Raw genomic sequence first — 13692 nt, 5'->3', positions numbered from 1 at the left:
TAGAATCAGGCCCGTAAAGGCAATTCTTCGGTTCAAGGAAGAACTGCTTTTACGGGCTTTTTTGTATGTGTATGCTGAAACTATATATAAGTGAACTTATCTTATAGAGGAACTCTTCTAAACTTTGGAAGCCTTTTAGCCGAAATATAAGAATATATGTAAAGACGAAAGTATGGCTTGAGAGGAGTCTATCACCGCATGAAAAGGAAAATTTCAATATTAGTAGCACTCATTCTGGCAGGGGATCTGCTGCTCAGTGCAGGGTATTCGTCAATCGGTCCCGGGAATTCAGCAGTTTATGCTGCAAGCGAATTCAGCATGGTGACTTCGCCAACAGCAGGTGAGGTCAATGTAAATGTATCGTCCTCCATTAAGCTGAAATTCGATCGTCAGGTGTATCCGCAGAGTGGAGATATCACCCTTACTACGCGAGACGCAGGCACGCCATATGTGACGGTGCCTATCGGCAGTTCTGGGCTAATAAGCAATTCTACGGAATACGAAGTTAAATTAGGCAAGCAGCTGGAGAAGAACAAAACCTATACTGTCACTGTTCCCAGAGGACTATTTAAGGACGGGGCAGGTGCTGACTCAGCGGCTGCTTCATGGACATTTACCACATCACCTGAAATGAACCTGAATATTGGGGCAAGCGAATTCAATCCGGCGAACTATTCACGGGTAGATTCCACAACACTGACTCAGCTTAGCTTTAAGCTGAACAAGAAGCTGCAAAAGAGCGGTGGATCCATTAGACTCATTTCCTCGGCAGACAATTCGGTTGTTCAGGAATTCAAGGTTAATGATGGAGATTATTCAGTCAATTTGCAAAGCGATGAATCTTCCACGATAGTGAGATTGAATCTTGCGAGTAGACTTACGGCCGGAAAAAGTTATTATGTTCTAATCGATCCTTACGCCTTTAAGGATGATGAGAATAAAACCTTCGCTGGAATAACCAGTGGGAACATCTGGAGTTTTTCCACAAAGGGAACAGGCGCTGCGGTAAATGTATCCCCAGCCAGTGGTGCTACTGCCGTATCCCCAGCCGGCAACATTCAGCTGAACTTTGACCAGCCGATGACGCCGGTTAATGGAGTGATCACATTATCTTCCACTAATGCAGCGGATACAAGATACTTTGATGTGAACTCCTCGGCTGTTACCGGTGGTGGGACCAGAACTATAACGGTAGCATCGACATCGGTGACGAGTCCGCTGATGAATAATACTATTTACACAGTCACTATTCCTGCAGGCGCGTTTAATGACCAAGATGGCAATGCTTTTCCTGCCTCAGGAACACCGTATGTATGGAGTTTTACAACCACTTCACAGACAGGGTACGCTGTAGACTCGCTCAGCCCGGCAGACCGTAGTGAATCTGCGGCGCTTGATCAGCCCATTAAGATTACCTTCAATCGTCCAAGTAAATATATTGAGACGAATCCTGTGAGCCTGTATAAGAGTAATGGAACTAAATTAGGATCAAAAGTAATCGTAAATAACGACACTGAATTCGTAATCGTGCCTTCAAATACGCTCGAAAACGATACGGTTTATTACGTTGATGTTCCTCCAGGTGCTTTTGTTGAAAAAAATAATCCAAATTCATATGAGGGACTCAGCGGGAAAAACTCTTGGAGTTTCCGGACGGTAGCATTAGATAAGAGGGCACCGGTTCTGGTGTCTACACAGCTTGAAAGTAACCGCACAATCCGGCTGAAGTATGATGAAGCAATTCGTCCGGCAGTTGCTCTGCTGTCTTCCAGCTTTAATGTAACGGTCAACGATGAGAGAAGGACAGTAGAGAGTGTATATATCCAAGGCGACAGTGTGTATGTAACCCTTAGTACGGGTGTAGCAGTAGGCCAAGTTGTCAAAATAGCCTATACGGGTGGCCTTAGAACGATTCAGGATGCCGCCGGCAATGCAGCATCTACGTTTTCACTACGACAGGTAACGAATACAGTCCAAACGGCACTTCCTGCACCTAAGGACGGAATTTTGTCAGGCAAGACTTTGACACTGAATTTCAATGATACGCTTAAAGCGATTTCCACCAACGCCTTCAGCCAGTTTTCTGTTTATGCAGATGGTGTTTCACTTGGAGTGGTTTCCTCCACTTCCAGTGGCTCCACGGTCGTCCTGGGGCTAAGTAGTGATGCACCGAATGGACAGACGATTCGCCTAGCCTATTATGCCGGATCTTATCCTGTCCAAGATCAATATAGCCAGAATATAGCGAATTTCAACGATTTTTATATCCGTAATACCAGTGATTCAACTGCACCTGTTTATCAAAGCGCTTCAGGCTCTGGAAATAAGATTGTGCTTACATATAATGAGGGATTGTCTACGGCCAATTTGCCGATGAACAGCCAATTCTCCGTACTTGTGGGGAATACACCTAATTATGTGACAAACGTAGAAGTAAGCGGGAATCTGGTAACCTTGACGCTAGCGAGTGCCTTGAACACGAATAACTCCACTACGATTTCTTATGTACCGGGAACGGCCGGAATCAGTGATCTGAACGGCAACCGGGCCGCTTACATTAACCTGCAGCCAGTGTCGGTTTCAGGCACCAGCAGTAACAGTAACGGTACAACAACAGTGCCGTTTATTAATTCAGCGACCATCTCCGGTGATGAGCTTATTGTAAACTTCAGCAAAAATATGCAGGCGTCCTCAAGCTTGTACACCAACCAATTTGGCGTGAGAGCAGATGGAAGCAGTGTGGGTGTACAATCGTATACTGTATCGGGAAGTACATTGAAGCTGCTGTTGTCCACGGTAGTCAAACCCGGACAAGCTGTAAATTTATCCTATATGTCCGGTTCCGGTAATATTCTGGATCTGAACGGCAGTGCGCTTGCCTCATTCAGCTCACTTTATGTTCAGAATCTCACCGGTGTAGGCACATCCACAACCGGGCGTCCTTCGTATCTGGGAACTCTGGCAGCAAGTGAATTTGGCAAAGAGTATCCGCTATTGAAAGGGGACTCCGCAGCTTCTGCGGAAGATCGTTCCTTATATAACCAGTCGGTAAAAAGATATACCCTTACGGCTGACCGATTGACTGCCAGCTATGATTATCTCAATAAAACGGGCAGTCCGTCTCTGGCATTCGAAGTCCCTTCCACGGAATTGGGGGCCTATGTAGTTGTACCGCTGAAGCCCCTGCTAGAAGCAGTGAAACGCGACAGTAAGGCAACCTTTGCTATACGTTATGGTGACAGCCTGTACAATCTTGCACTAAATGACATGGATTTGACCGGCCTTGCGTCCAAGTTAACTACAGACAGCAGCAATATCTCGCTGGTGCTAAGACTTGAAAAGGTACCTTTCGGCACATTTGGGCCACTTGAGGCAACGCTTAAAACTCAGGGAATGCAGAGTGTAACCAGCCTTGTGGATATCCGTTTGACCGCTGCGGTCAGCGGCAATTATTCCAATAGTACGGTTCTAAATGTTCCGGGTGAATATACGGCCCGTACAACTTCTTCTTTAGTCAGTGACCAGACTTTAGCAGCCAGACTAGACCTTGTCTATTCTGAAGCAGCATATCTGCCTAGCAAAATCAGCGGGGCAGGAAGCTATACCTTCATTCAGGCGAAGGTGGTAGGGAATCAGGTGGTAGGAACGTTCCTGTCTACCCGGGGCTTTTCAGATATGAGCAGGCACTGGAGCAAATCAAGTGTAGCTTTGCTGGCAGCCAAAAACATTATAGACAACAGCTACGGCAGCACCTTTAAGCCGGAGCAGAAGATTACCCGTGCCGAGTTCGCGGTGATGCTAAGCAGAGGACTTGGGCTGCTTGGTGACCGTGAGACAGCACAGCGCTTCAGTGATGTTCAAGCTTCTACCCAAATCGGAGATGCTATAGGCGCAGCGGCCAAGGCCGGAATTATAACCGGCAATACGGATGGTACATTCCGTCCAAATGCCAATATTACCCGTGAGCATATGGCGACAATGATGATTCGGGCTATGGAATACACCAAAAATCCGATTACGCTTAGCGGCACAACCACATCCGTACTTTCGGCCTTTAAAGATAAGAGCAAGGTTTCGGGTCAAAGCGCCGAATTTGTGGCCAAAGCTGTGCAGGAAGGAATTATTCTGGGTATGCCTGGCGCCCAGTTTCAGCCTCAAGGCAATGCCACCCGCTCTCAAGCGGCAGTAATGCTGCAGCGGATGCTGACAAAGGCCGGTTTCTTGTAAAAAGATAAGAATTTATATTCTTCACGCTATAAATTATCCTTCTACTTCTCGCTGAAACAGATACCGTCCTTTTGAGAATGGCGAAGTCGTTTCCACTTGCAAGCGGTATGAGTACCTAAGTGTGCCATTTCTACCGACAATAGTTGTAGGTCCGCTCTCAAGCGTCCGGTTTTGCGCCGGGCGCTTTTTGTCAGTTCAAATTGATGAATCTAGTAATATTCGCAACTTTTTCCCATAAATTCAGTCTATTAAAGGTATAACGGGAACATAGAAAACGGTTTATAGATTTTTGAAAATAGATGTGAACCTATGGGGAAGTTTAAATTTTTAACAATGAGATGGGAGAGTTACGCTGAAATGAATGAAGTATTCAAGGACAAGAATAGCAGAGCAGATTTACGGGGAATGAAAATGTCGCCAGCTAAAAGATGGATCGCCGCTTCATTGGCAGGAGTGCTGTGGATCATGCCGGTAATCGGCAGTGAAGGGTTGCCGCATTTCGGGCCGGGAACCGCATCGTTGGCTCAAGCAGCAGCCTCTATCAAAGTAACCAAATTGGGTGAAGAGGTAATCACTTCAGGGGCAGTGATGATGAAATATAAATTCTCCACCACCCGCTCCGGCAAAAATGCGACAGGGCTCGCGGATGTAATTCGTGTAGATCTGAGCAACCCCTACGTATCTCTAGACGTTATGACCGGCAAAGGCGGCAACTTGACTACGCGCCAAAGCACAGGCGGTATGGCTGCGGAAACCGGAGCAGTGGCGGCAGTTAATGGAGACTATTTCAATACAAATGGTGAAGGCGCGCCTATCGGTGGACAGGTAACGGGCGGCGTCGTTGTTTCAACGCCGTCGCAGCTTAATGGAATGTACGCCTTTGCTGTTACCAAGGACCGCAAGCCTGTGATCGACGAATATACGTTTGAAGGGCTGGTGACGGCGGAGGATGGTTCACAATTCCCGTTATCCGGCATCAACAAAGGAGCCTATACTCCGGATGGAGGCGGTTCCACATACAGCCATGCCAATGCAGCCTATGTTTATACGGATGCCTGGACAGCACGGGAGCGGCCAAAGGACAGCTCGGCCAGCCCCACAGAGGTTCTGGTTGAAAATGATATCATTACCCAGATTTCAGAAGCCGGTAAACCTCTGGCAATAGCAGTTCCTAAAGGTGCCTATATTCTGCGGACACATGGACTAGCTTCGCAGTTTGTTACGGGGCACCTGGCTGTAGGGCAAAAGCTGGTCACAGACTATACGCTACGCTCCAAAACAACGCAGCAGGAGCTCGATCCCGCCAATCTGCAGATGATGATAGGTGGACATACGATACTGGTCAATGGCGGCCAAGCTGCGACCTTCTCGCGCTCAACCAGCAGTCTTGGCGGTTACCGTGCCCGCACAGCACTGGGGTATTCACAGGATGGACAGTATGCCTATGTTATTGCAGCCGAGAAAAATGACAACAGTGCCGGAATGTCGCTGGCAGAGCTGCAATCCTTCATGACGAACATCGGTGTCTGGAAGGGGCTCAATCTGGACGGAGGCGGCTCTACAACGATGGTAGACCGGCCTTTGGCCGAAACCTCCACCACTCTTACGTTTAATACAGAGTATGGCAAAGAGCAGCGCAGCATTGTCAACGGGCTTGGAGTATTTACATCTGCTCCAAAAGGCGAAGTGAAAGGGATTAAAATCAGCGGCAGCCCGGTGCTTCTGATCGGACAAAAGGCAAGCTATTCTTTAAAGGGCTATGATACGTACTATAATCCAATTGATGTAGCTGCAGCAAACCCGGCTTGGGTAGCAAGCAATGGCAGTGCAAGTGTAAGTACGGGGGAAGTGACCGGAGTGAAACCGGGGACAGTCACCTTGACAGCGACCAGCGGTACGGCCAGCGCGTCTACTAAGGTCACTGTTCTGGGTGGTGAAGATCTGAACGGTTTGTCTGTTGGAACGGCTACAGCGCCTCTTATGGCCGGTGCATCGGTATCCGTGCCTGTGACGGCAGCTGCCAAGAGCGGAGCAACAATTTCAGTGCCGAATTCAGCACTTAAATGGGAGTTTGTCGGTTTTAAGGGCAGTGTGCAGGATGGCAAGCTCACAGTTGATTCTGTCAATCCTGGTGTGACTACCGGATATGCGATCGCCCGTTATGACGGCTTCAGCACTGCAGTTGTATTGTCGGCAGCGGCTGCTTCTACCTGGGAAGACTTTGAGAATGTAACTTATCCGATTGCCTTTACTTCCAATGTCAACACTGTAACAGGAACTGCGGGGGTTACGGCCGGCAGTGCTGAACGGGCAGGCTCCAAGGTGCTGTCGCTCAGCTATGACATGACGGCCGGCAGTGGCAAAATGTATGCCTACGCCCAATTCAATGGTACGAGCGGTAAAAGCATCCCGGCAGCAGCGGCCTCAATGTCGATTGATGTCATGGGCGATATGAGTTTGAATTGGCTGCGGGCTGAAGTAGTGGACAGCAGCGGAACTACAGCTTATATTGATTTGGCCAAAGTTATCGACTGGAACGGCTGGAAAAGCTTGAATATTGATTTGTCAGGCTCCGGAATTAAATTCCCTGCTTCCTTAAAGAGATTGTATGTGGTGAATGTAGAGGAAGGACAAGACGAGCGGGCCAAAACCGGCACCGTTGCTTTTGACAATATTTCCTTTGTGATGCCGTCGCTTTCCAGTGAAGCTGGGCTCCCGAAGGGAACCGCTGTAATGAAAATCGGTTCCAAATCCATGGCGCTGAACGGAACGGATAAACCCATTGACGTAGCTCCGGTTGTTAAGGGGGAGAGTACTTATGTGCCGATTAAATATGTGATGGACGCGTTTGGCGGCAGTGCGGGTTGGAATTCAAGCACCAAGAAGATCTTGGTTTTGCGCGGTGCAAAAGTTATGGAACTTACTGTGAATAGCAAGGAATATGTGTTGAATGGGAAACGGCAGAGTGCTGAAGTAGCCCCTTTGATCCTACAGGGCAGGACTTTAGTACCTCTAAGATTGGTCTCAGAACAGCTAGGTTTGACCGTAAAATGGGAACAGAACACGAAGACCGTAACTATCGAATCGTGATATGTTAGTATAAAGGAAAGCCTTTAATACGATTCGATAGAAATGGGGCAAGCATCCGTGGAATTTCAGGCCGATGCGATAGATCGCGTCATTAAGAATACCATCGACGTGATGGAGAGCAGCAAGTATCAGATATTTGAAATATTGCAGGTTGCACGGGATGAGCTTGTTGCACTCACCAAAGAACTGCAGCGCGTTATGGAAGAAACGGATGAAACATTGCAAAAGGTAGACAAACTGGAGCTGCAGTACCACCGCTCCCGCATCCGGCTGACTGAGGTTAGCCGGGATTTTGTCCGCTACTCGGAGAAGGATATCCGGATTGCGTATGAGAAGGCGACAGAGCTTCAGCTTGAGCTCATGATGACAAGGGAAAGGGAAACCTATCTCCGGAGCAGACGGGATGAACTGCAACAGCGGGTTCGAAGTGTGGAGAACTCAGTGGAACGTGCCGAATCGATTGGTTCGCAAATGAGCGTTGTCCTGGAATATTTGTCCGGAGAACTAGGACAAGTGACTAGAATTGTCGAAACTGCGAAGAACAGGCAGATGATCGGACTAAAAATAATCCTGGCTCAAGAAGAGGAACGGAAGAGAATTGCCCGGGAAATTCATGACGGTCCCGCTCAAATGCTGGCGAATTTAGTCCTTAGGACGGAAATTGTAGAAAGAATGCTGGTAAAGCAGGAATTTGCCCTGGTGCAGGACGAAGTAATAGACTTAAAGGGACAGGTTCGATACAGCCTCGAAGAAATGCGCAAGGTGATTTTTAATTTACGTCCGATGGCTCTCGATGATTTGGGGCTGATCCCGACACTCCGTAAATACGTTCATGATTATGAGGAGAAGACGAAGATCAGAACCTCCTTTGAAACGAGGGGTAAGGAGCACAGGCTGTCTTCTGCTATGGAGGCGGCGGTGTACCGCCTGGTTCAGGAAGGTTTGTCCAATGCGGCCAAGCATGCCTTTCCCAGCTATGTGCTAGTAGAGATCACTTATCAGGCGCAGCTGATTAAGATCGTCGTAAAGGATAATGGATTAGGCTTTAATGTTAAGAAGGTAAGCGAGCAGAGCAACCGTGAAAGCTTTGGACTGGTAGGCATGCGGGAGCGGGTGGAACTGCTTGAAGGAAGAATGGAAATTTTGTCAGCAGAGAATCAGGGCACAACAATTGTAATCCACATTCCGACGAATGTGGATAAGGGAAAGGAGTAATGTGATGGAGAACCAAAGTTCTGGCAAATCGCCCATTAAGGTTCTTTTGGCCGATGATCATCAATTGTTTCGTGAAGGGCTGAAACGTATTTTAAATATGGAGGATGACATTGAAGTCATTGGCGAATGCGGTGACGGCATCCAGGTGTTGGAGTTTTGCAATGTCAATAAACCGGATATCGTGCTTATGGATATCAATATGCCTATCGAGAACGGTGTGGAGGCTACTCAAAAGCTGCGTGAAATGTTCCCCGAAGTCAAGGTTATTATTTTGTCGATTCATGATGATGAAAGCTATGTATTTGAAACACTGCGCAAGGGTGCCAATGGCTATTTGCTGAAGGATATGGAGGCAGAGTCGCTTATTAACGCCATTCGTTCCGTCTGTGAAGGCCATGCATTTATCCATCCCAAGGTTACGGGCAAGCTGATTAATCAGCTGCGGCGCATGACCTATCTCAATGAGACGGGAGCAATGACCGAAACAGCCGTTAAGGAAGCAGGGGTCAAATTCGTTGCAGGCGACAACAATCCATTGACCCGGCGCGAGGCAGAGGTACTGCGGCTGATGGCCGAAGGCAAGAGCAATAAGATGATCGGAGAATACCTCTTTATCAGCGAGAAAACTGTTAAGAACCATGTCAGCAGTATTTTGCAAAAAATGGAAGTCGACGACCGTACTCAAGCAGTCATTAATTCCATCAAATACGGCTGGGTAACCCTATAATAGGCTTAACCTTAACTGAACGTTTTGGAGAATCCCAATGATCCGGAACAACATTACATAACAGACTGCAGCGATTCTGCTGTAATCAAACGTATTGTTTCAGTGCGCAGTTATATTCGATTTGGCAAAAATCTGATGTAAATATGTACCCGGCTATACCCAGTCTTGTTGGAACCATGGGCAGGCACCGACCTTTTAACTCCGGCATATAGTGTCGGTATACAGAGGAGGTGCATCTCCATGGTAGCCCAGTTAATCTGGATTGCGGTTATATACGGATCCGCAGTTGTCCTTGTTCATATTTTGCGCAACCGGGAACTGACCCGGCAGACGGCACGTTCTGGGAAGCGGCTGCATTATATTCTTATTACCCGTAATCATGAAGCTGTTGTCGAGTGGTATATCCGGGTAATCGGTATTCATGCTTTTCTGACCGGAAAGTTATTTCGGGTGACAGTAATGGACGATGATTCAAGTGATGATACAATAGCTGTGGCTTCCAGATTGGCTTGCAGCGGTTCTTCCATTGATGTTGCCCGGTTCATGCACAATCGTAGCTTACAGGCAGAAAGCCCGTTACAGCAGGGTATATTGGTCGATTTGCGGTTTCCCGGCACTACTGCTCCGCTGCCGTTTATGCGGATGCCGGAAAGCGGGGGATATCAATCAGAGCGCGGCGAATGAGAACTAAATACGCAAGAATCGGGTGAAGCACACTCTCCATGAATGGAGTGGTGTGCTTTTTTGTGTCTCAGGATAAATTAAGGAGGGATTGCAGATGAGGCTTGCCCTATATGCTGTGAAGGATAAGGAACGCTGGCACCTGTGGGTTTCGCTGAATATCCAGGTAGACAATGTCTGGTGGAGCGGGGTTGGAGGTGAAGGCTGGAACGGACAGTCTGCGGACAAACTGGTATTGCTTTCTGCGGATCTACCGCTCGGTTGGGCAGTCAAACTTCGTGACAATGTCAAACCTGTGAAGGGTATGCAGGAATGGACGGAAGAACATTGGGCTGGCTATCTGGCTAATCTATTGCAGGCTGAGATTAATGAGGAGCGGGAAGCGGGGGGCGAATGGAAGAACAGTACCCAGGTTCATCCAACCGCCAGTTTTAAGGAGCGGACTGAGCGTTTTGCACTCAGCGCGCAGGCGGATCGCTTAGTGGAGGTGCTGTCCGGCCGGTCTTTGCTGCAGTCTGAAGTTGAAGCCCTGCTGGAGGAGAAGGATCCGGAACTGGCAAACACTTGGCAAGCTGCAGCGCAGCTCGCACATTTGCAGGGGCGGCTGAAGCTTGAGGCCGCTTGCAGCAGGGCTGAAGAGAGCCAGGGGAAACTGCGGCGATGGAGCTCGGGGGTAGGAAAGAGAGCTAAGCAGACTGAGAGCTTACAGAAGGCTGCAAGTGAGGCAAGGAGAGAGCGGGGAAGTAGGGAAGTAGGTGGCGATACATTGAGAGAGAGCGAAGGCGGGGATTTCCGTGCGCGGCTGCCCAGCGCAGGCGGCCTCCTGCGTGCGGCGGCGCTTCGCCTGCCGCGGCTCCGCTTGCCCCTGCGCGGCGCTGTCGCCCGCCGCGCGGACATGCGCTGCCTGCGCTGCGGCAGCGTCGCCACCGGCCGCACGGCCTGCGCCGCGTGCGGCCTCGCCGGCTGCGCCTACTGCGAGGCCTGCCTCGCGCTCGGGCGCAGCCGGGCCTGCGCGCTACTGCTGCGCAGCGCGGCTCTTCCGGCCGTACGGTGTACGGCCGGTGTCAGTCCCACCGTAGCAGCGCGCCGGTGGGGGTTGAGCAGCGCGCAGGCGGGAGCCGCCGGCGCTGCACTGGGGTTCCTGGCGGAGCCGCGCCAGCGCTCCGCCGCCCAGGGCCCAGAGCGGTTCCTGCTCTGGGCGGTTACAGGAGCGGGAAAGACGGAGATCACTTTCCCGCTCCTGGAGGCGGTGCTGCTCGCCGGGGGACGCGTGCTGATAGCGACGCCGCGCCGCGACGTCGTACTGGAGCTGGCTCCCCGGCTGGGCCGGGCGTTCCCGGACAGGACGCTCTCCGTGCTATACGGCGGCAGTCCCGACCGCTGGGGCCAGAGCCAGATGGTGCTGGCGACCACGCACCAGCTGCTGCGTTTTCATCAGAGCTTTGATCTGGTCATTATTGACGAGCTGGATGCATTCCCCTACGTCAATGATCCAATGCTGGCCTTTGCTGCCGAGCATGCGTGCAAGCCGGACGGCCGTTTTATCTATTTGTCGGCGACGCCGCCACCGGAGCTGCAGCGCCAAGCACATAGCGGCAGACTTCCGCATGCCAGAGTTCCTGTGCGTTTTCATGGCCATCCCCTGCCCGTGCCACAGCATTTGACCATGGCGCCGGTGCAGCTATGCCTGAAGCGCAGAACTCTGCCCGGGAAGTTTAAGAAGGCGCTGGGCAGGTCTTTTGCCCGGGAAGCGCAGATATTTGTGTTTGTGTCGCGGATTTCCCATATTGCCGGACTGCTGTCGCTTCTGCGGCGGAGTTTTCCGGGTAAAACCATTGAAGGCACCTCATCCCAGGACCCCGAAAGAGCAGAGAAGGTGGCGGGATTCCGCAGCCGGGCAATCTCCCTGCTGGTGACAACTACGATTCTTGAACGGGGAGTAACAGTCCCGCGAAGCGATGTGTTTATTCTGGATGCTGACAGTGGTCTGTTCGATGAGGCCTCACTTGTCCAGATGGCAGGCCGGGCCGGGAGGTCGAAGGACGATCCAGACGGATCGGTGATCTTCTTATCTCCGCAGTGGACAAGGTCACAGCGCGGAGCCATTTCGCAGATTCGGACAATGAATGCCATTGCCCGCAGGCAAGGGTTGATAAGCAAGGAGAGATGGATATGAAATTCTCACTCTTAAAGCTGGCAAATGTTCGATCCTTATTTGCCCCTTCCCTGCAGCAGTGCCTGATCTGCGGGAAACACAGTCAGCCCGCAACAGAACTGCCTGGAATCTGTGCGGGCTGTGAAGCGGCAATTCCCTGGATTCGCTGTCCACGCTGCAGTAAATGCGGACGCCATGTCGGCTGTCCCGATTGTACCCGCAGCAGCGAGCCAGGTCCTATCGTGTGTAACCGCAGTGCGGTTGCTTATACGAGTGTGATGCGTGAGCTTCTGGGACGGTACAAATATCGCGGCGATGAGAAGCTGGCTTCAATGCTTGGCCTGATGCTGGACAGGGCATATTCCATTCTGAAGGAAGAACGGGAGCAGCTAATGCACAGCAGCCGTCCGGTGCAGAGCAGATTCTCAAACATCATTCTTCCTGCCAGAAAAAACGAGCGGAATCGCTTCTGGGCGGCCGACTTGCTGGTTCCTGTACCTGTCAGTGACTCCCGGCTCGTGGAGAGAGGATTCAACCAGGCCGAGCGGCTGGCGGAGATTATATCCCGGCGCAGAGGGATACCACAGCTCCCGCTGCTGATCCGTACCCATCATACCGGCAAACAGAGCTTTAAGACCCGGGCAGAGCGGCTGGCAGATATGAAGCACGCTTTTGCCGCTAGCCGAGATTCTAAAGTTCTATCAAGTTTTGAAGATCTGTTGGAATCATTGAATCCGCAGGACCGGCCTTTGCAGATTATCATTGTCGATGATATCTATACCACAGGAAGCACCATCCGTGCGTGCGCGGAAACGATAATCCGGCTAAGCGCGAGTTTGGGCTGCACTGCGGAAATATACAGCTTGACCTGGGCCAGATCTTAGAACGGTCATTTTACTTCCATTTTGAAGGTATGCATGAGCAGCGCAGTCAGCGAGACCGGGAACACAATTACAATCAGCATTACGATCTTTCCGGTCTCGATGTTACCAATATCGGATACATATGGGGCAGCCACCACGGAAAAAGGCGAATACCAAAAATATTTGCTGCCGCTGACTCCAAGACTCAGATTAGCAATCGTAGCGGCCACTGCCACCAGCACGGGTACAAGCAGGGAGCGGCTGATCTGGCTAAATAGAGCAAAGAGCGGCAGAACCGCAAGCTGACCCAGCAGGAACAGCCCTGCGCGTGCTAATTGATCGTTCAACAGTTCTGCAGGTAACGGCTCTCCTTTAAAAATCCAAATGGTAATATACAATCCTATAAATTCAATAAACTGGCTGACCAATAAAATCAGGGAAGCTATGAATAGTTTGGTGAATATAATCGACATTCTGGAGCGTGGATAAGTGTATAACACGGAAGCCGTAAAATCTGTATATTCCTTGGAGATGATCTGACTAGCTATTAGAGCAATCCAAAGGGTTACCGTCATGAATGGATACATCAGCTTTTCATTCGAGAGATAACCTTCCCAGGACATGGGCTCTCCAAGGCGCATTACCATAAACAACAATGGGCCAAACAGGCTTACTGCGGGGAGAGCCCAGAAAAGCGGTGATTTTCGGAACTTGAGCCATTCACAGTATAGCAT

8 protein-coding genes are annotated in these 13692 nt (G+C 50.3%); 7 read left to right on the top strand and 1 reads right to left on the bottom strand.

Annotation, left to right across the window (positions count from 1 at the left end; all coding sequences use genetic code 11):
- Positions 1 to 198 precede the first annotated feature (198 nt).
- From MHI45_RS15910 to MHI45_RS15880, 7 genes are all read left to right on the top strand, one after another.
- Entirely contained in the window at positions 199 to 4227 is a 4029-nt protein-coding gene (locus tag MHI45_RS15910) for an Ig-like domain-containing protein (protein WP_076109641.1), read from the top strand.
- A 357-nt stretch (positions 4228 to 4584) separates the two neighbouring features.
- The gene (locus tag MHI45_RS15905) at positions 4585 to 7317 is read left to right on the top strand and encodes a stalk domain-containing protein (RefSeq protein ID WP_083675508.1); all 2733 of its coding nucleotides are present in this window, start codon (positions 4585 to 4587) and stop codon (positions 7315 to 7317) included.
- Between the two features lie 57 nt (positions 7318 to 7374).
- Positions 7375 to 8532 carry a sensor histidine kinase gene (locus MHI45_RS15900; protein ID WP_038600984.1) on the top strand — a complete coding sequence of 386 codons (1158 nt, stop codon included), beginning with the start codon at positions 7375 to 7377 and terminating at the stop codon, positions 8530 to 8532.
- 4 nt (positions 8533 to 8536) lie between these two features.
- Positions 8537 to 9259: a response regulator gene (locus MHI45_RS15895; RefSeq protein WP_038597350.1), complete on the top strand. Its 723-nt coding sequence runs from the start codon at positions 8537 to 8539 to the stop codon at positions 9257 to 9259.
- A gap of 240 nt (positions 9260 to 9499) precedes the next feature.
- A complete protein-coding gene (locus tag MHI45_RS15890) occupies positions 9500 to 9943 on the top strand; it encodes a glycosyltransferase family A protein (protein ID WP_341119182.1) in 444 nt (147 codons plus the stop codon).
- A 94-nt stretch (positions 9944 to 10037) separates the two neighbouring features.
- Positions 10038 to 12116 carry a DEAD/DEAH box helicase gene (locus MHI45_RS15885; protein ID WP_341119181.1) on the top strand — a complete coding sequence of 693 codons (2079 nt, stop codon included), beginning with the start codon at positions 10038 to 10040 and terminating at the stop codon, positions 12114 to 12116.
- Positions 12113 to 12979, top strand: coding sequence for a ComF family protein (locus tag MHI45_RS15880; protein WP_076109638.1), 867 nt, complete (start codon positions 12113 to 12115; stop codon positions 12977 to 12979). The genes MHI45_RS15885 and MHI45_RS15880 overlap by 4 nt, the downstream gene beginning before the upstream one ends.
- Before the next feature lie 5 nt (positions 12980 to 12984).
- Here the strand turns inward: MHI45_RS15880 and MHI45_RS15875 are convergent, their stop codons facing one another.
- Positions 12985 to 13692, bottom strand: a complete 708-nt coding sequence (locus tag MHI45_RS15875) for an ABC transporter permease (RefSeq protein WP_076109637.1) — start codon at positions 13690 to 13692, stop codon at positions 12985 to 12987.

The sequence above is a fragment of the Paenibacillus sp. FSL H3-0321 genome (assembly GCF_038002865.1).
In the GTDB taxonomy this organism is placed as follows: domain Bacteria; phylum Bacillota; class Bacilli; order Paenibacillales; family Paenibacillaceae; genus Paenibacillus_AQ.
This window is presented reverse-complemented; position numbering and strand designations above follow the sequence as displayed.

What these genes read in the sequence shown, in the direction of transcription:
- MHI45_RS15910 (WP_076109641.1), top strand. Translation starts at nt 199, where the DNA reads ATGAAAAGGAAAATTTCAATATTAGTAGCACTCATTCTGGCAGGGGAT.
- MHI45_RS15905 (WP_083675508.1), top strand. Translation starts at nt 4,585, where the DNA reads ATGAATGAAGTATTCAAGGACAAGAATAGCAGAGCAGATTTACGGGGA.
- MHI45_RS15895 (WP_038597350.1), top strand. Translation starts at nt 8,537, where the DNA reads ATGGAGAACCAAAGTTCTGGCAAATCGCCCATTAAGGTTCTTTTGGCC.
- MHI45_RS15890 (WP_341119182.1), top strand. Translation starts at nt 9,500, where the DNA reads ATGGTAGCCCAGTTAATCTGGATTGCGGTTATATACGGATCCGCAGTT.
- MHI45_RS15885 (WP_341119181.1), top strand. Translation starts at nt 10,038, where the DNA reads ATGAGGCTTGCCCTATATGCTGTGAAGGATAAGGAACGCTGGCACCTG.
- MHI45_RS15880 (WP_076109638.1), top strand. Translation starts at nt 12,113, where the DNA reads ATGAAATTCTCACTCTTAAAGCTGGCAAATGTTCGATCCTTATTTGCC.
- MHI45_RS15875 (WP_076109637.1), bottom strand. Translation starts at nt 13,692, where the DNA reads ATGCTATACTGTGAATGGCTCAAGTTCCGAAAATCACCGCTTTTCTGG.